This is a genomic window from Leptospira hartskeerlii (assembly GCF_002811475.1).
GTDB classification, from domain to species: domain Bacteria; phylum Spirochaetota; class Leptospiria; order Leptospirales; family Leptospiraceae; genus Leptospira_B; species Leptospira_B hartskeerlii.
On the sequence record NZ_NPDL01000001.1, the window covers coordinates 355,596 to 374,553 of the forward strand.

17 protein-coding genes are annotated in these 18,958 nt (G+C 41.3%); 7 read left to right on the forward strand and 10 right to left on the reverse strand.

Annotated elements, in window-relative coordinates:
• Positions 1-80: 80 nt before the first annotated feature.
• The 3 genes from CH352_RS01640 to CH352_RS01650 all read left to right on the forward strand — a co-directional run bounded on the left by CH352_RS01640 (position 81) and on the right by CH352_RS01650 (position 3,821).
• Positions 81-2,072, forward strand: coding sequence for a choice-of-anchor D domain-containing protein (locus CH352_RS01640; RefSeq protein ID WP_165780164.1), 1,992 nt, complete (start codon positions 81-83; stop codon positions 2,070-2,072).
• A gap of 296 nt (positions 2,073-2,368) precedes the next feature.
• Entirely contained in the window at positions 2,369-2,599 is a 231-nt protein-coding gene (locus CH352_RS01645) for a TIGR04452 family lipoprotein (protein WP_100706466.1), read from the forward strand.
• A gap of 67 nt (positions 2,600-2,666) precedes the next feature.
• A complete protein-coding gene (locus tag CH352_RS01650) occupies positions 2,667-3,821 on the forward strand; it encodes a YheT family hydrolase (protein ID WP_100706465.1) in 1,155 nt (384 codons plus the stop codon).
• Between the two features lie 46 nt (positions 3,822-3,867).
• Here CH352_RS01650 and CH352_RS01655 read toward each other — a convergent pair whose 3' ends face one another.
• Positions 3,868-4,641 (reverse strand): LamG domain-containing protein, encoded by a 774-nt coding sequence (locus CH352_RS01655; protein ID WP_100706594.1) that lies wholly within the window; start codon positions 4,639-4,641, stop codon positions 3,868-3,870.
• Positions 4,642-4,758: 117 nt separating this feature from the next.
• A complete protein-coding gene (locus tag CH352_RS01660) occupies positions 4,759-5,493 on the reverse strand; it encodes a LamG domain-containing protein (protein ID WP_243396286.1) in 735 nt (244 codons plus the stop codon).
• Between the two features lie 254 nt (positions 5,494-5,747).
• Between CH352_RS01660 and CH352_RS01665 the strand changes: the two genes are divergently transcribed.
• From CH352_RS01665 to CH352_RS01675, 3 genes are read left to right on the forward strand one after another with little or no spacing between them, the layout of a single operon-like run.
• Entirely contained in the window at positions 5,748-6,446 is a 699-nt protein-coding gene (locus CH352_RS01665) for an alpha/beta hydrolase (RefSeq protein ID WP_165780173.1), read from the forward strand.
• Positions 6,443-7,156 carry a hypothetical protein gene (locus tag CH352_RS01670; protein WP_100706462.1) on the forward strand — a complete coding sequence of 238 codons (714 nt, stop codon included), beginning with the start codon at positions 6,443-6,445 and terminating at the stop codon, positions 7,154-7,156. Before CH352_RS01665 ends, CH352_RS01670 begins: the two co-directional genes overlap by 4 nt.
• A 6-nt stretch (positions 7,157-7,162) precedes the next feature.
• Positions 7,163-8,098: a DUF1554 domain-containing protein gene (locus CH352_RS01675; protein WP_100706461.1), complete on the forward strand. Its 936-nt coding sequence runs from the start codon at positions 7,163-7,165 to the stop codon at positions 8,096-8,098.
• Positions 8,099-8,118: 20 nt separating this feature from the next.
• On the opposite strand, the gene CH352_RS01680 is transcribed toward CH352_RS01675, so the two are convergent.
• The 6 genes from CH352_RS01680 to CH352_RS01705 form a co-directional block, all read right to left on the reverse strand.
• Positions 8,119-8,838 carry a phosphate signaling complex PhoU family protein gene (locus tag CH352_RS01680; protein ID WP_100706460.1) on the reverse strand — a complete coding sequence of 240 codons (720 nt, stop codon included), beginning with the start codon at positions 8,836-8,838 and terminating at the stop codon, positions 8,119-8,121.
• Positions 8,839-8,972: 134 nt separating this feature from the next.
• A complete protein-coding gene (locus CH352_RS01685; protein WP_100706459.1) occupies positions 8,973-9,389 on the reverse strand; it encodes an MAPEG family protein in 417 nt (138 codons plus the stop codon).
• Positions 9,390-9,508: 119 nt separating this feature from the next.
• Entirely contained in the window at positions 9,509-10,645 is a 1,137-nt protein-coding gene (locus CH352_RS01690; protein ID WP_100706593.1) for an imelysin family protein, read from the reverse strand.
• Between the two features lie 113 nt (positions 10,646-10,758).
• Positions 10,759-12,351, reverse strand: a complete 1,593-nt coding sequence (locus CH352_RS01695; RefSeq protein ID WP_100706592.1) for a di-heme oxidoreductase family protein — start codon at positions 12,349-12,351, stop codon at positions 10,759-10,761.
• A 52-nt stretch (positions 12,352-12,403) separates the two neighbouring features.
• Positions 12,404-13,711, reverse strand: coding sequence for an imelysin family protein (locus tag CH352_RS01700; RefSeq protein ID WP_100706591.1), 1,308 nt, complete (start codon positions 13,709-13,711; stop codon positions 12,404-12,406).
• Between the two features lie 333 nt (positions 13,712-14,044).
• Positions 14,045-15,046 carry a hypothetical protein gene (locus tag CH352_RS01705; RefSeq protein WP_100706458.1) on the reverse strand — a complete coding sequence of 334 codons (1,002 nt, stop codon included), beginning with the start codon at positions 15,044-15,046 and terminating at the stop codon, positions 14,045-14,047.
• 143 nt (positions 15,047-15,189) lie between these two features.
• Here CH352_RS01705 and CH352_RS01710 point away from each other — a divergent pair, with 143 nt between their 5' ends.
• Complete coding sequence (locus tag CH352_RS01710) at positions 15,190-15,837, forward strand: hypothetical protein (RefSeq protein ID WP_100706457.1); 648 nt, start codon at positions 15,190-15,192, stop codon at positions 15,835-15,837.
• 78 nt (positions 15,838-15,915) lie between these two features.
• Here the strand turns inward: CH352_RS01710 and CH352_RS01715 are convergent, their stop codons facing one another.
• Positions 15,916-17,955 carry a PP2C family protein-serine/threonine phosphatase gene (locus CH352_RS01715; protein WP_100706456.1) on the reverse strand — a complete coding sequence of 680 codons (2,040 nt, stop codon included), beginning with the start codon at positions 17,953-17,955 and terminating at the stop codon, positions 15,916-15,918.
• Between the two features lie 33 nt (positions 17,956-17,988).
• The gene (locus CH352_RS01720; RefSeq protein ID WP_100706455.1) at positions 17,989-18,945 is read right to left on the reverse strand and encodes a glycerophosphodiester phosphodiesterase; all 957 of its coding nucleotides are present in this window, start codon (positions 18,943-18,945) and stop codon (positions 17,989-17,991) included.
• Positions 18,946-18,958 lie beyond the last annotated feature (13 nt).

The window sequence follows — 18,958 nt, forward strand, 5'->3', positions numbered from 1 at the left end:
TTGTAGTTTTATTTTTCATTCTAAATTATTGCTCTCCTTCTGGTTCTTCGCTTGATGGTTTAACGATTGCGGCAGCGGCTATGTCTGGTTCAAATTTCGGCAAGCCCCCTTCCAAAGCAGAGATTGGAGTCGAATCCGAATCAATTGAACTAGAGCGCGGATCTATATTTACTATGCCGAGTGTTGTAGTAAATACTCTCGGGAATTTAATTCCAGTCAAAATTCGTAACACAGGAATCTCTAAACTTAATGTTTATTCGATTCGATTGTCCGGAGGAAATTCAAGTGAATACTCTTTGGATTTATCCAGTTTTGCGAAGTCGATTGAGCCTAACTCTTCTGCAGATTTTTATATCAGATTTCGTCCATTAAGTGTCGGTTCTAAACAAACTACTCTTATTATCCAAAGTGATGATGCAAATGAGTCTATCTATAAGTTTAATATTTATTCCCAGGCTCAAGATACTCCGAATCCTGAAATCCATTTGCTTATGGGAACAAGCTCCGTTTCGGATGGAGACAATATCGATTTGGGTGGAGTAAGTTCTTGTTCTACTGGAAGGGATTATTCTTTTAGCATTAAGAATATTGGAACTTCTGCTCTTGCTTTAAGTGGGACTCCTAAGATTAATATAAGTGGGGCCGATCCAACTTTCTTTTCGGTAGTTTCACAACCTTCCATTTCTTCTATACCAGCAGGTGGTTCCGCTGATTTTAAGATCCATTTTACTCCTTCCGGAACAAGTCCTAGATCCGTTTCGGTTTCCATTGTTACTGATGATGTAGATGAAACTGATTTTAATTTTAATTTAAATACTGCAATTGGGACTCCCGAAATTGAGGTCCATCAAGCGAGTACCGGGTTAATCCCAGTTGGTAATACCCAAGATATGGGATATTCTTATATCAACTCATCTGGTTACTTTAGCTCGAGCTTTTTTGTTAAAAATTCGGGAGATGCCAGTTTATTTTTATCCGGAACGCCTACCTTAGTGTTAGGTGGATCTCCTCCTTACGATTTTTCTTATTCAAGCCCGAATAGTACCGTTCTTGCAGGAAAGCAGAATAATTTTGTAATTAACGGATCCGCTAGCAAACTTGGGCCCAATATTGGAGCCTTTTCAATTGCAAACGATGATTGTGACGAAAGTCCATACACATTCAATCTCTCTCTGACAGGTTATGACTATTCTAAAGTAACTGATTCTGCGGCCTGGATTGATAGGCGAGGACATTCAAGTGTTGCTTTTAATAATAAACTTTGGGTAATGGGAGGGGTTGGTTATACAAATTATAAGGATATTTATTCTTCTTCTGCAAATGGAGCAAGCTGGATGCTTGTAAATTCAAATCCTCCTTGGGGTTATAGAACGTATCATTCTAGTTTAGTATTTAATAATAAAATGTGGGTCATCGGAGGATCTGAGAAAACCGATGGAAACGTATATTATCGAAGAAACGATGCTTGGTCCTCCTCGGATGGAGTTACATGGACAAAAGAAACGAATTCCGCTCCTTGGTTAGGTCGTGAACAATTCGGAGCAGTTGTCTTTGATAATAAGATCTGGGTTATGGGTGGTGAAACAAATACTTCACCTACATTTGCCAATGATGTTTGGTATAGTTCCGATGGAGTAAATTGGACCTTAGCTACTTCAAATGCGGGATGGGCACCACGTTCTTATTTTGCTGTATATGCTTTTGATAATAAGCTTTGGGTCGCTGGTGGTTGGGGTGGTGAAGGTGTAGAACAACTGAGAGATGTATGGAATAGTTCAGATGGAGTAACCTGGACTAAGGTTACTGATACACCAGCTTGGTCGAAACGTTCTGCGATGGCTTACGTAGTTTACAATAATGCAATGTGGCTTCTTTCCGGCTATGGTGGACACTATACTCTTTATGATTCCTTTAAATCTACAGATGGAATTAACTGGACCTATGTACCCTCTACTTGGGGAAGTAGAGACACTCATTCTGCCGTGGTAATGAACGGGAAGATTTGGGTTATGGGTGGGCAAGACGATCCAGGTGAAAGATTCAGAGACGTAAACAGCTTTTGGGATTATTAGAAATTCTGATTAGCTGAAACGGATTCCCAAGAGGGGGTAGCGTAAGACGCGTATAGCGCGGCTGAAGCGAGGGGGAGACTTCCCCCTTCTAAACTTTTAAAAACTTGTATCCCATTTGAGTTACATTATATCACAAATGACGTAGTTTTAATTTCGCATAACGCACAATATTTGCAAAATTCTCACTAACGTCATAAAAGTCCCACTAATAACTGTCTGATATCCTCTTTCGCACGTTATCCATTGTAGATATCGCTTTTAAAAGATATCATAACGTTAATTGATAAGGAAAGTGTATGAGAAAAATATTGTTTATCGGGATGTTCTTCCTTTTATCTTTCGCCAATTGTCTGGCAGTTGATTCTCTCGGTTTATCTGATAGCGTAAAAGGTTCCGAAGCTAGGTCCCAAATCAAAGCGGCTGCATTAACATCTGATATTTTATATTATGGGTCTGTGGATCCGAGCACAACCGTTGCTACTAGTGATAATGTCAGTGGATTGAAAGCAAACAGTCCTATTATCTAAAATAAAGTAATAGACCCTAGTCATTCTCCCCCCATTCTTTCCAAAGAATTTCCCTCTGGACTATTGAATGCTCTCCTTCTTCTTTCTTGTCTTCCTTCTTATCCTCGCATTTCTATTTTATTATTTTCTGGAAGTGGTAGAAAAACCTGTTCTTCAGTTCAGTGAAGGCGAGTTTGTGAGGAGGGTAATCGAAAATTGTCCTCGTTTAACTAGGAAATATTTTCCAACGTTCTGGTGTTTTAATAATCATCTAATGTTGGCTCTCTTGCTTTTTAGAGAACATCGTTCCGAATTTTTTCATTACGATAAGCTGGAACATCTTAAAATGAAGGATGGTGGAGTCACTGGACTTGCCTGGTCCAATATTAAAGAAAAGAAAAAAACAGATCCCGATCCAATCGCGATTGTCTTTCATACAATCAGTGGGGACGAGCAAGATGTTAAGTCCATAGTAAAAGCGATCCGGGCCCAGTTGAAATGGGCTTCCGTGGTTTGTATTAGGAGAGGACATGGTAATCTTCCTCTTTCTAAACCGCAGATAAACACGATGGGGTCTAGTTCGGATTTAAAGGAACAACTCTCCTACATTAAGAAAAAATTTCCGAATAGTCCTTTGTTTGGCGTAGGGATCTCTGCGGGTTCCGGGTTGCTTGCTCGATATCTGGGAGAATCCGAGACTAAAAGTTTATTGGATGCCGCAGTTGCAATTTCGCCCGCGTATGATATCGAAAAGGCATTTCATAGGGTTCATCCGGTTTATAGTAAGATTATGGGGCAAAGACTGATTAATTATTTTTTGAAACGTCATTATGAAATCTTATCTTCCCTAGGAGGATTTCAGGAAGTGTTGGAATCCAAAACCTTGGGTGAATTCCAAGATCGTTTGCATGGTCTCTCCGGTTTTGACGATAAGGAAGAATATTACAGGCATTCGAATCCCGCATTGGTAATGAAGAATATTCGAACTCCGATCATGATCTTGAATGCAAAAGATGATCCTATCTGCGTAAATCAGAATGTTTTAGAAAATTTGCATTGGTTGGAAACCCTTCCTAATTCGATCCATGTTTATACAAAAAGAGGAAGCCATATCGCATATTTTGAAGGATGGAAAGCGATATCTTGGTCGGATCATCTTGTATGCGAATATTTTAAAGCAGTCCAAGGCCAATTGCCTAAAAATAAAAAGAAGCCAAAAACTAAGACTGTAAAAAAGCGTTAGTTGCCTTTGCACGTTCTATGAGGTGAAACGAGGCTGGAACTTCCCTCTACAAACTTGAAACAGGAAATATCACCCTGTTATAAACCCTGACTTCATCGACGCTTCCTTGGAAAAGTTGAGAAGAAAGATCGGATCTACCTAATTGGAAAAAACTGTATACAGCCCAGGGACGATTTACTCCGAAAGTTCCGGAGCGGACTAGGACATTATTAACATACAAGGAACCTGTCAGCGTTTGGATATCCCAAGTAAAAACCATATGATACCAAACATCTTCCGGATATACTCCACAGGCAGTGCCGACGTCCACATCGCCGGAACCTCCGTTATTCGTGAAAGCTCTCAGTATTCCACTGCAAGAACCTGCGGAAAATGCGTATAATTGAAGACCTAATCCAGCACCTTGGCTTACAAAGATGAATTCACTGCCGTTATTTCCGGGAGGAAATTTTCCCTTTACCCAAGCACTGACTGTAAATGAGGAAACAGTCCCGTCAAAAAAGAGAGGTCCTTGCGCAGAGGATTGATGATAGCCTCCGGCTCCGTCATAGTAATATGCTCCTCCTGGAAATCCGAATCGATCGAACGTAGGCGTTGGAGTTCCATTTACTGCAATCAGATCCAGTCCGCCGATTCTATCTTTTAAATCTCCATCTAATGGCCAGTAATGAACTAATCCAATCGAAGAATCGAGTAACGTTAAATTTACAAAATTTTGGAATGCTGTTTTGTCGTTCGGTTCTTGGTTTTCTAAAAGAAGATAGGTGCCGCAATTTAGGAAAAGACATGAGATCAGAAGTAAATGTATGATCTTTCGCATATGATATTCAATTCGAATAACATTCTGGGATAGGAGGATGTCTCTTTGGAAGTAATATTCGGGGATTTCCTTTAAATTTTGTTTCAATAATTAAGCGAAAACAATTTTCTTATGAGATTAAGGCATCCAATATCGATTCGGTGATAACGCCATATTGTAGATTTTAAATTCATCTATCGTTACTTCTACGTAATTACTGCCTAAGGAAGAATATGCGAAAGATAATTTTGCATTCACATTCCAAGGTCTCTGGCCTCCTGCATTCGATTGCTGAGCGATCAGGATATTATCTGCATACAAACTTGCGGTTAATTGTTCCAAGTCCCAGACAAAGATAATCTGGTGCCAAGCTTCCGGGATAAAATTGCATGGGCCGATCAGATCCACATCTCCCACACCTCCGTTATTAGTGAAGGCCCTAAGCGACCCACAAGAAGATGGATAATTTTTATAATATTGGATCCCGAAACCGTTTCCCTGCGCTATAAAAATTCCCATACTTCCTCCGCCTGGAGAAGAAGGATAAGTCCCCTTCGCCCAAAAGCTGATAGTGTAGGAAGAAGTGCTTCCGTTCAAGATCTGATTTCCGTTACCTGCACTTTGGGTAGTGGCCCCTGTTCCGACCGCTCCGTCGTAATATACAGCGTGATCCGGGATCCCGAAACGATCTGAGACCATTACTGCCATATCCGTCCCGTATGAGTTCATATCCAAACCGTTTTGTGTTACGTCGACAGGAGAGGTTGTATTATTCATCGGAAAATAATGGATCAACGCTTCTGCAGGAACGATCGCGAGTAGCAGTCTTGCTAAGGTAGGGAAATTATCTTTTTCGGAATTTAAATCCTGCATAAGCAGAACAGCTCCGCAGTTTTGGATAAACATAGAATATATAAAAATTAGAATAAAATTCCGCATGAGTAACTTTGCTTCAAATAACCTAACAGAACCTTGCTTTTTTCACATAGACCATTAAATTTTAATGAAATACCTTTGGAAATTTAAATATTTTATTGAGCTGTTAAGATTTACGATTGGATCCTGTGAAAAGGTTTTTGGCTTTAAATGGTATTGCCAAATTCAAACTCATTCCTTACAAGGAAACCATGTATGATATTCCTCTCGTTCAATTAGGTCCTGTTAAAGCAGCTCGTATCCCAGGCGATCCGCAAGGGCCATATGTTATCTTTTTACACGGTTACGGTGCAAATGCGTTCGATCTTCTGCCTTTGTATTCATACATGGATGTCCCCGAAGGTACGAATTTCATTTTTCCGGATGGGATCTTAGAAATTCCGATTGCGCCAGGTTATAACGGTAAGGCTTGGTTTCCGATCGATATGGAAGCCCTACAAAGAGCCATGGTTGCAGGAGGTTCTAGAGAACTTTTTGAACGTTATCCGGCCGGTCTGGCAGAGGCAAAACAAAAGGTAGAAGAGATGATCCAAGCCTTAGATGTTCCGATGGATCGGATTATTTTAGGCGGTTTTTCCCAAGGTGCGATGCTCGCGACCGAGATTACTCTTAAGGCAGAGAAAAAGCCCCAAGGTCTTGTCATTCTGTCGGGAACTTTGTTGGATGAGACTCATTGGTCCCAGTATGCTAAACAAACTCCGGGCTATAAATTTTTTCAAAGTCATGGTAGAATGGACCCTGTGCTCGGTTATCCTGCCGCGAAAAGATTAGAAACAGTGTTAAAAGACGCAGGCTGGGTTGGTGAGTTGCTGGCATTTCCGGGTGGACATGAAATCCCGGAGATAGTATTACACGGTATGAACCGCTATTTGCGAGAATTGTTCGAATGACCTATCTGATAGAAAAATACGTAGCCCTCAAAAATAAATACCGTAACTACGATACCAAAGAAGCTTTGAGAAGAATGCAGGCTTGCCGCATCGCCTTAAAGGAATTGGAAGACAAAGGATTTCGTACAGGCGTTGAAATTTTAGGTTCGATCAATTTTGGGATCGTAGAACCTTCTTCTGATATAGATTGTATTCTATTACATTATTGTGATTTACATAAGGACCAAGAATGTCCTGAATATTGTCCTAATTTTTTATATGAATCCGAAGAGATTAAGGCAAGCCTTCGTAGAAGATTGAAGAATGAAAATCTAAAGATAGAGTTTCTAGATTGTATCAATCTCAGAATGGTGGAAAGAGCGCTCGACGCAGGCAATTGGAATGATCACGAAGTCCTTCGCAGACTTTTATTTTATAGGACGATAGGCCGTCCTGTAAATAGACCTCTCTTCATTCCTTATGCGGAAAAGTTAGAAGAGAATGAAGAATATATCCGAGATATTTTGGAATGGGGTTCCGAAGCTTTAAGTGTCTATCTTGGAACTTCTCGACATAGATTTTCTTTCAGTAAATATAACGAAAGGATAGAAAGTTCGGGACTTCAACTTCCACACGGTCTAAAAGAAGAATTAGAAAGTTATTTAGAGCAAAAAGAAGGTTTCGAATCCAATAATGGCTCCGAATCCTCCCGTTTTAAGGATCCGGTTTAATTTTTTATGCTGATCAAGCGGATTTCCTTATTCTTTGCGATTTGTTTTTCGGTTTTTCAAGCGTCTTGTGCGATCAAATCCGAAAATTCAGGAGATCCTAACACAAAAGAATATTATGAAAATGCAATTATAAGCTGTCTGATCAATGGATGTGACAAAGAGATTATCATTACTGGTGGAAATTCTCTTCCGGAAGCCGGCTCCCTTGTTCTATCCGTTTCCTTGGTGCATAAACCGGATTCTTCTTCCGTAACTTATAATTTTTCCAGTAGTAATCCTGCAATTGCTTCCGTTGCTCCATCCTCTCTGATATTTACTCCATCCGATTATAATGTTCCTCAGACTTTGACTATAACAGGTTCGTCAGACGATTCGGATTCCACGGATAATTCCGTTGTGATCTCTATTCTAACCCCGGATTCCGAGACGATCCCTTATCCAATATTACAGAAAGATAATGATAAATTCTTATTTGCCACAAGCGCATCCTTTGCCGGAGATTTCGGATCCGGCGGCTTAGCTGACTTTGTTTGCCAGAACGCTGCGAACTCTTTGACCGGTCTTCCGTCCGGAACCTACAAAACTTTTGCAGTAGCCGGGACTTGGAGGAGAGCTATGCCCTCTAAGATAGACTGGGTGTTAAAGCCGAACAAAGACTATATAGATTTTAACGGTGGCGCCTTTACCAAAGCTTTTTCAACGGATGCGAACGCATTATTTGCATTCGGAACTGGAAGCGGGATCGCTGCGACTGCCGCGGGATATTGGACAGGCTTGCAGACGGATTGGTCTACCGCAAATACCTGCCAAGGTTGGACTTCCAGTAACCTTTCCGACCAAGGAAATTTTGCAAGCTCTAACGATCCAAACGTTGGTGGAATATCTGCAGGAACTCCTGACTTCTGTAACGTTGCAAAATCAGTTGTCTGCGTTCAGCAATAATTCAATTTTTCTAATGTATCTCAGGAAGTTTTCGTCTTTTCGGTGACTTGGACGGGATCGGAAAGATGACGAATGTCCATACCCGTATTTAAACGCACCAGCTCTTCTGCGATGTTTACAGCATAGTCTCCGGCTCTTTCTATCCCTAAGATCATTCTGTATAAGTCTGCGAATTGGTTTTTATCCAATCTTGGATCCAATACAAACTTTAAGAACGCAGCATGACATAGATTGTTTAGTTCTTCCTCTACAGTATGAACAGAGCCATAGAATCTGTTTTTCTCTTCTACTAAGGATTCTACAGCCATTCCCACAAGAGTGACTACTCTGGAGAGCATCTTGTCCAAAATTTCTTCCTGTCTGAAAAATCCCTTTGGAAGAAGTCCCCTTCGGTAACAAGTAGCGCAGTTTACGATCTGGTCTCCCATTCTTTCTAAACTTCTGTTGATACGAATGGAGGAGAGTGCGAATCGCAGCGGATCTCTTTTGAGTACAACTTCTCCGTCGATTTGGTCCATCCCGAGTAAGTTACGATTTGCGATCGCTTCTAAAATTGCATTTTGGGAGAGGTTATCGTTTTGTTTTTCCAAACTATCGATCAGATCGTCTCTTTCGATCACCTGTTTAGCAAGGTCCGGATTCTCTTGTTCGATTGCGTCGTCCAAGATCAGGATTTGTTCCAAACATAGCTCCGCCATTGCATATAAATTTTTACGGAGATAATCGAACTTGGAAGCCATGTATCCCGAAGGTTAACCTCAAATATACGCTACGGTCAAGAGGTTTTTCAAAATCGGCCCTAATGGAGAATATTCCGGAAGATTGATCAATGATAAGACCGGGAAGTCTCCTTCCCGGTTCGGTTGCATGTAAATTATAGAATGGAACGTACTAATATCACTAGCATCGCTGTGAAACAAATATATTGGATTATAAATCCTGTAAATCTTACATTCACGTTCCAAACGCCACCTCCGCTTAAATGAGCGCTTGTTTGTAGGATCCTTGCTCCGAATACGATCCAGGCGAGAAGATCAAAGGTATCGTTTTGATAGCCTGAAAGTATAAAGGTCAAAACTAAAACTCCGAAAACAGGAAGACCTTCTACGCAATTCAAATGAGCACGGTGGATCCTCCAATACAGGTCGGAACCGTGCTGTATCCATGCGGGAAACTCGTTGGATTTTTTGGTGCCAGCCAATACCTGCACTGTTCTAAAAGATACTACGATGAGTACGAGTAGAATGGTCCAAGCAGTAAAGGCAATTAATGGAAATAGAGAACTAAACATAGTCCGTTAGAGAAAAGTCTAACGGAAAGATTGGCAAGACAAATTTGGAGAATCAGAATGGAATACTAATATATATCGTTTCTATCTCAAACAATACATATTAGTATTTTATAAAAGGATTAGTCTCCGTCCGCCGCAGGAGGAAGGCTCGGAACGTCTAATGCTGAGAACGCGTCCACATTAAAAAGGACTTTTAGTGCCTCAGCAAGGTTGTATATCGGTTGCACATTTGTAGTGATACTTGTCCCTACCGAAGTTCCATCAGCTTCGATTTGAGCATACAAATCATTGGAGGGATTGATCGCTGCTTTTAAAGCGGCAATTGCAGCTTTGATATCGGTATCCAATTGAGAATTTTGAGCTTGGATCATCGTAGAAAGAGTAACTGCATCCGTATCCGCTGGATTTCCCTGGTATCCTAGTTCGAAACCTAAAAGATTATCATATAGATCCTGATAAGCATTCCTGGAGAAGGTAGCCTCAGTGGATTTAGGATTTGGGTTTGTAGAACATCCCGGTGTTATGCAAGCAGGTCCTCCTAATTTCCCGTCCCAGATTTGGTACACTATATTTCCCAAGGATTGAACGTACGTATCGAACGCGACTCCTTGGTTGGAAAAATAAGATCCGTTTCCTGCGATAAAATTTCCTAAAAAATTCCCTCCGGCTGGGTCCCAAGAAGTATACAAACTATTCGCGTCCTGGTTGATCAATTGACCAAGTGATTTAATGTATTCTAATCTTCTAGAGCCTGCAGTGTTGACCGAATTGATCGAAGTTGCATCGTCGATCGTACTTGCAAGACTGTCGGAAGAGAAGATAAGCATTTCCAAAGGCTCAAATCCCTTATATATTACGGAACAAGCAGCTAAATCCGTACTAGTGATTGGATCCGTAGTCGCACAAGAAGCGGTATTCGTGATAATCTTATTCACGTATGTCCATAAAGGTCTCGCGGAAATGGTCTCGAATGCATCCATTTTAACGTAATAGTTTTTGGTAGAAGGATAGGTTCCCGGACCAAAATAGAAAACTTCCACTTTTTTCAAGGAAACGTGGGCGGCCTTCCAGGCGTCTTGCAATTCTCCCAAGGTTGTGGCGTTCTGAGTGGTATAATAAGCTAAAGCTTTAGTTTCTAAGGTTGCGGTGTCGTTCTTTAGAGCGAGCAAACTGGGAAGAACCACATTTGTTCCGGAATATTTTAACACCTTAGTATAATCCGCACTTGAGGAAAATAAGATGGCTAACGCTCCCATGTTAGAGCTTGACCCTCCTTCGCAACCTACGAAGGAGAAAGAGGAAATCAATGTTATGATAATTATATTTTTATAATGTTTTATCGCAGATTTAAGATTCATATTTTCCTCTCTCATAGGGATTCTAAAAATGTAATTAGTTGTTGTCTCTGAGCCGCAGTCAGGCTTTGGAAATTTCCACGAGCGGTATCCGCTTCTCCTCCGTGCCATAGGATCGCTTCTTCGATCCCATTCGCTCTTCCATCATGTAGAAGTTTTAAATGTCCGTTTACTGTTTGGATCAGGCCTAAACCCCAAAGAGGAGGAGTTCTCCATTCTTGACCGCTTGCATCGAAATCGGGTCTTCCGTCCGCGAGTCCTGGACCCATATCGTGAAGTAATAGATCCGTATACGGTTTGATATGCTGGTAGGAAATCTCAGGAAATCCGGAAACAAATCCTGTTTGAACATAAGGCTTATGACAGCCGGCGCAACCCACACTCGTAAAGAGAGCTTTTCCTGCGACTACATCCGTATCCGTAATATTTCTTCTGGAAGGAACTCCAACGAGCATACTATAGAATACGACAGCATCCACAAGATTCGCGGAGATTTCGGGGCTCGCAGTTCCTGCAGAGTTTGTAATACATGCAGTTTGAGCAGAAGTGCAATTATCCGTAGAGAATAAAGGACTAGTGATTCCCATATCCCCCAAAAAAGCTCCCTGATTCTGTTGGGACAAACTAGGCTCGTTCGCTTTCCAACCGAATCTTCCCAAGACTTTGGAGCTAGTCGATGCATTCCAAACCATATTCACTTTTCCTGATATACCATCTCCATCCGAATCGCTCGGATCCGCCCAGCCAAGTATTGTGCTTTCAGGGATCGCCTGTAAAAGACCTAAACCTGGTATCATAGGTGCGGTTCTTGGAGAGAAGTTGAAACCGTTTACGGAAGCAGTAGGATCCCCAAATAGCGGGTTCCAAGTAAAAGAGTATGTGGGTTCGCTTAGAGTTACGTTAGTTCCTTCCGGATAAGTGGTACTTCCGCTCGGATAATTCGGAGCGGCTTTGGAACCGTAAGATACCGAGGCGGCTCCTTCCGGAGGAGTGAAATTCGAACCGGTGATACTTCCGCTATCGCAATCGAAATTGGAATCGTAAACCGCAGGATTGCAGCCTAATCCTTTATGGTTCAACTGAAGACCATAATTATCCAGACCGACAGGTCCTCCCGTAGTAGGATTGGAGCCGTTTTGAGAAAGGCGGATTAAAATTCCCGGGACATTATTCAAAGAACCGGAAGAAGGGGGAGCTCCTCTACCGTCGCCTTGATGGCAATTTTGACAGGAGGTGGTATTAAAAGTAGGCCCGAGTCCTGCAGGAGAGCTGCTTCCTTCTGAGACCCAAGTGATATTGAAGAAGGAGTTTCCTTTATTAAACTTGGTCGCTCCCCCCGATCTTAAATTTGCGGCACGAATATCGAATGCAAACGCATTTGAAACGAAGTTCGTTGTGTAACCGCCGGAATATTCTTCACCTGGATCCACCGAACCATTAGAAGAATTTAAAGCGGCTAATAGTGCCATGCTGTTGTCTCCACTGGAGGGATCACATCCAAGTGAGAGTAACGCGATCGTAAGAAATAAGATCGAACCTTTTAGGCCGATCAGGTGTTTTTTATGGTCCCCGTTTTTGCGGAGACCTTTGTTTTTATCACAGTTCATTTTTATCTTTATGCCGGAAAATAAGAGTCCGACTCCCATACAGTTAAATCGATTAGAGTCCTAAAACATTCTTTGCCCTAACTACGTTTTGAGCCAAAGTTGTATTGATCAATAATCCTACATTCTCTAAGACGCTATGTTGGCTATCTGTCGGATGCATGATCACTTGATCGTAACGGTGCGATAAACTTCCGCTTGGGCAAGAGGCAGTGTAGTTGGGATCGGTAGTCTCGTTGCTCAGATTGATACAGAAAGTATTTCTTGCGCTTTCAATTTCGGAAGTGACGGAGCCTTGGTTTTTGCTACTCAGAAGATTTACGAGTCCCGCACCTGTGCTGATGTTTACTCCTTTCTTAACGCTGTAATGTCCGGTCCAGATATTATAAACACCTTGTGCATCATAATAGAAATCCGCTTTAGTAGTATCGCTGAAACAGGAATGTTCGTCTTCTTGGAGTTCGCTATCTACACCCGATAAACGATCTCCTCCCCATTCCTGAACCATAAATGCGGTAAGACCGTCAAAAATATTTTTCAAGGACGTATCCGTATTTCCGGAAGCTAAAAAAGTATCTGTTCTATAAATGCCGGAGGTGACAGCCGGATCCCATTGATCTCTAATTTGCTGCAGATGACCGATCACACCTTGGGTAACCGCCAAAATATAAGCTCTTCTATAACTAGGCACTCCGGCCCCTGAAAAATCAGTTGCTGCTCTTTGTCCAGGAGTCGAGTTGTCTCCACCGCTTAAATTATCTTGTCCCCAAAGAAGATATTCGATCGCATGATAACCGGTCATGACCACTTTCTCAGTATCACCTTCGCTACCGGAAGCCAAGGTAGAATCTCCGTTTTTAGCATAGATGTCCGCAAAAGTAGGAGCGGACGATAAGCTATTGATATAATTGTCTATGACTACTTCATCCAAAGGCCACGCATTGATCGCGCCTTCACATTCGTCGGTTCCGGAGTAAACGGAACCTCCCGGAGCTCCGCAGAAGCCAGGATCCGCATCGATCGGTCCATTACTAAAACGAAATGCTTCCGTTACCAAGTAACTGGATCTCGCTACAACCCATGCGTTTCTGGCTGCAGTCAGATTTGTTTCGTTTGGAGTAGTAGTGAAGGTAGTAAGAGCGGCAAGTAAGCTTGTTGCATCCGTCGCCGCTTGGTTATAGGATTCATAAGCTAGATCCGCATAACGTGTGAGTGCTTCTGCCTTAGTTGCGCTGGCAGGAATATCCAAACCTAAAAGCGCTGCAGCAGCATTATTGCTACCCGGACCTTCGCAAGAAATCAGGGAACCGAATAGGGTCATACTGAACAGTATTGAAAATATTTTTGTTTGGACGTTCCGCATGGAAATCTCCTTAAAATTTGGGAAAAATCCCCGGTCCGGATAAAATCCGGCCGGGGCCAGAGATGAACTGTGGGGATGACTCCCTCCGGCTCCTGGGACAGGGACCGGCTTGATTTTGCAAGTGAGAATAAGTCTCAAGAAAAGTCAATAAGGATTTTCCGTCACTCTGCATTCCATCTCAGGCCGCCTGGGGAAATTTTGTCTAAAATCCCGTTTCGTTTCGGTTTATCCTAAGGAATAATACTTTTGGGCTAAAAGAAACTGAGGCTGACTCTCAAAATTTTCGAGAAAGGGAACCTGGTCAATTCGAAAAAGTTCTGGAGTATAAGAATATTAAACTTCAGTCAACAAACCGTGAGAAGGATCCTCAGTAAGTATTTCAAATGCTGCACTTCTGGCAGATCGTAATCGAAGGGGAGAAGTCTCTCCTTTTCTTTGGACCAAAACTTCTGCCCTTGCTATTTTGCTGTTTAAACAAAACTTCCAGCCGCCTGGAGGATTCGCATAACGTAGGCATGCGAAGTCTTTTTTATCCGCGTGAATTCTTCCTTCTATTTTTATTTCAGGAGAAGAAGCCTGAAACTTCCAATCGAAATAATGATAGTTCGCTCTTCCGAAGGAGGAGAATAAACCGTTAAGAGCATATTCTTGTCCATGCAAACGTAAAACGATTGGAGTGATTGCAGGAGTCCAGAGTGGGCCAATCTTGATCTTTGCAGTCGCCAGTTCGAGAAAGGAACCTTCTTCTCCATCGAAACCTGCTACTTGTCCCCACGCGTATTGGTCAGTATGTTTCGGTCCCCAGTTATGATTCTGACTTCCTTTCCAATCTTTCATATCTATTTTATTATTTTCTAATTTTATAAATCCATTAAGTAATACGGAAGGTTTTCCGACTAAGACCTTTGCCTTTGGAAAACCACCTGCATATAGATCTTTAGGAAAAAGAAAAAGAGGTTTATCTCCACCTGAGAAGTTTAGGTCCCATTCTATATTTGTAGAACCTTGTTTGTTCCCCGATTTACCTTTGAGCCCTTTATGATCTTGCACGGAAGAAGCTATTCGGATATGAAATGGATCTCCGGAAAACTCGCATTCTGAAATAGGATATTCCGATTTAGAAACATAATGTTTTCCATTTTCTCCGTCGAAGTAGATCGCCCATAATTCCCCTATAGAATCTTCAGGGTAGTGTTTAGGAGAAAAAATAGTATAACGGATCCAAATTGCAAGAGGGCGAACGGGATGATTTCCTCTTACGAACCAACTCTCATAATGACCCGCATTCGAATCCGAGCGAAATCGTGGGAAATCATAATCTTCGTCAATACTCATGGGGAAAACATTCGCTCTTTCTCAGCAAGGAGCAACTAGAATCTATAGGTAAGCAAAAGATCTCACTCAAATTTCTCCTTAAAAAATAATACGAAAAGATTTATAGTGTCGACGAGTTTGGAGAGAGTGAAGAATATTTGAATATGGAGATTCCTTCCTATTCCCTTTCCGATTGGAGAGCCACAGTCGCTAAATATGCCGAGGAAATTCTTCGCATAGGCCACGAAAAGTCCCCGTTTTGGATCGCTGTTCGTACATTCGTTTCTGCAGCATATGAGACGGACGATCCGGAACCTTTTTATGATGATCTAGACTCAGGGTTCAAAAGGGAATTGACCGAAGAGGATGAGGCTCGCTTGGACGAGGCGTTATCTTCTTTTTGGGACCAAGCTACTGCGGTTCTCATCGCAATTTCAGAGGCTTATAGCGACGAAGACGAGGATAGAAGTGAAGAGATCACTGACGAGGCGATTTCAGGTCTACTATCGGGATTGAACGATGCGGGCGTAAAAACAATGTCCGATGCAGAACTTCTAGAAATAGCGGTTCTAGTCATAAATAGTCGATTAAATTTTCATAATGTTCCTGTCGAAGCCAACTTTTCCATCAAAAGTCTGAATTCTATTCCGGACCTGGAAGAGAGAAGGATCTTAGAACCATTTGTTACCTTTTTGATCGAAGACTTCAAAAATGTACAAGATAGAGAAGAAAGGTTCGCACTATTAATGCAGATCTTATTCGATACTTTATGGGCCCTGTTTTATTTAGGGTTGGAGGAAGACGAAGAATAGATCGCGTTTCCGTCTTTTTCCGCACTTACTCTTTTCCTTGTGGAACTCTATACAAGTGTTATGAAAAAGTCGATTTAGTCAGACCCTTTCTATCGCAATTAAACTGATATCATCTTGCGGTTGTGAATATTCTAACCATAGATCCAAATCTTTCATTACCATATCGGGAATATTTTCGATAGGTTCTTCCGAAAGTTCAGAGATCCGTTTTCTCAATCTGGATTCTCCCCAGGCTTCTCTTTTGGAATTGAATTGTTCAAAGACACCATCCGAAAAAAGGAACATCCTATCTCCATTGGAAAAATCCAGTTCTTGGTTTTCGTAACTTTTTTTATTCTTTAAACCTATGATGGCTCCGGTCCTTCTTAAATTCATAAGATGAGAAGAATGTACCAGAATTTGGTCGGGATGTCCTGCTGATGCGTACACTAATCTATTTTCTCTCGCATAAATATCTACGATGATAGAAGAGAATATGGTTCCTAAAGAAGAGAATTTTCTTTGGAACTTATCATCCAACAGATCTAAGCAGAATCCTGGATCTTTCGCTCCGAATTTGATACCTTCGTATTCCGCCTTGATTGCCATAGTGACTAACGCAGCTTGTACTCCATGCCCGGTGGCATCCGCAAGAAAGATCCGATACACTCCGGGAGAAACTTCGAAAATATCATAGAAGTCTCCGCCTACTTCGTCTCTCGGAAGATATTTAACTGCGTATTTTAATTCTTTGTAAGATTCTACATTTTCCGGAAAAAGTTTCTTCTGAATTCTTTGGGCAACGAGTAAATCTTTTCGTATTCTTTCCAAGGAATGATTTAATTCGGAAGTTTTTTCTCGAACAAGAACTTCCAAGTTGTCTTTTAGAATGTTCAGTGCACTGTTTGTGATCCTTAAATTTTCACTGAGTATTTCAGATTTTCTGAATGCTCTTGCTATCCTTCTGGAAAGCACTAAAGATTGAGAGAGAGTGAATACAAGAAGTCCATAAGGAGAAAGATTGATCCCTCTCAGATTTAATTTGTCCCAAAGTAGATCTATTCCTACTGTGATCCCGAATGCAAAAAATCCTGTGAGGAATAAGATGGAGTCTTCTCTTTTTCTCCAAACTCCTAAACATACGGTGAACAGGACATAGAGTAGGCCGATTCCGGTTACGATTTGAAATGGTTCTACGATCTTTGTGAAAAATCCGATCGGAAATAATAGAGTGATATCGTAAGCAATCGCTATAACCCAGGCGATGGCCGGCACCCAAGGAATTGTATCCTCTGGGAACAAAGAGCGATGGAACATCAAAAAGATCGGAACTGCGGTATAGAAGGAGAAGAATTCCAATCTAAAAACGGATTCCCAAGGAAAGTCCGGGAAAATTTCTAGGACAAGCCTGTTGCCGATCAATGCAACTCTCAAAGTTAATAAAAACGTAAATAATGCAAAATAGAATGCGGACTTTTCCTTTCTTCTAAATAGGAAAAGCCCGGTATGATATAGTCCTATCAAAAGAAGCCCGCCAAACAAAAACGATTCTCTGGATTGGGTGATCAACTTTTCTCTGTAAATCGCTTCTAATGTTCCGATTTTTGGAACCTGCCAGAAACCGCCGAAATTATTGATCCAATTGGAGCCTTGGATTAAAATTTCCGTATTTGTCTTCTCTACTCTTAAGGGTAGATACACAGATTTGATTTTAGGAATTTCGGAAGAAGGTTCTAAGTTCGGAGTTCCGGAAGAATAAATCAATTTTCCGTTATAATATAATTTATAAGCGGATGCAAAATCAGGCATCATCAACCCGATCTCTTTTTTCAGATCTTCTTCAGGAAAGATGATGGATAGACGAAAACTTGCAGCTCCTTCTCTTGGAAGTACTTGGTCTCCTTTTTTAGTATCCTGCCAGGAATGGGGAACGGATAACATATCCCAGTTAGCTGCTTGGCTTTTTTCAGGAGAAACAAATTCTCCGTATATGAATTGCCAGTTCCCATTTAATGGAATAACCTCTGAATGTTCAGCAAGATCCTGAGAGGAAATTTGCAACACTCCATCTTGGATCGGTGCCGCTTCTAAAGAGAAACAAAACCAGAAAGTGGAAAGAAGTAAAAGAGACCGCTTCACTTCCCGTTAGGATAAGCAGGACCCGAAGTGTGTCTAATGTTTTTTAAGAACAGAATTCAATCGATCCGGATAATCTGTAATAATTCCATCCACGCCAGCTTTAATTAATCTTTCCATTTCTTGAGTTTCATTCACAGTCCAAGGAATCACTTTAATCCCTAAAGAATGAGCTTTTGAAACGAATTCATCCGTTACGAATAAAAAATAAGGAGAAATAATATCCGCTTTTAACTCTTTTGTTTGATTTAAAACAAGTTCCCTTCTGGAGCCACCGAATCCGAATTTCATCGCTGCGCCTTGAGGATATGTGAGGGAGAATAACGCAGAAGTTTGGATCTTAGGATTTTTTTTCTTCACTAAGGAAAGTGCTGGGAGGTAAAAAGATTGGATTGTTGAACGGTCTACAACTTTAGCAGTTTCGATTGCCTTGATCAAAAGACTTACGTGAGCTTCTAAAATTTCATTAGAGACTTGTGACTGTTCATCATTCGGGAATTTGGTTTCTATATTAAATTTAGGGATAACTTTTCTTTTTCCGGTTCGTTCCCAGGTTTGGACTTTTTCAAAAAATTCTTGGATGGTCAAAAGTTCCGTTCCCGGGACGGAGATCTGCTCGGGAAATTTGGGATTCTTTTTAGTTCCACAATCTAATTCTTTTAATTCTGCAAGAGTCAGTTCATAAATGGATTTGGAAACGATCTCCGATCCGTCTTTTTTAGAACATAATGCTGGATTAGATTCGGAATCATGGTGTATTATAATTTTCTGATCTTTGGTGAGAACCGTATCCAGTTCGATTGTGGTCATTCCTTGGGAAAGGGCCTCTTCGAATGCCGGCCAAGTATTTTCCGGTTTTAGACCTCTAGCTCCTCTATGTCCTTGCAGATCCAAATTACCCTCGATCGGGGTATTTCGGATCTGTTCTCCGCCACAAGATATATACATCAAAAAGAATATTAAGAATGTTTGTTTGATTTGGAATGATTTCATACTGTCGATCCGA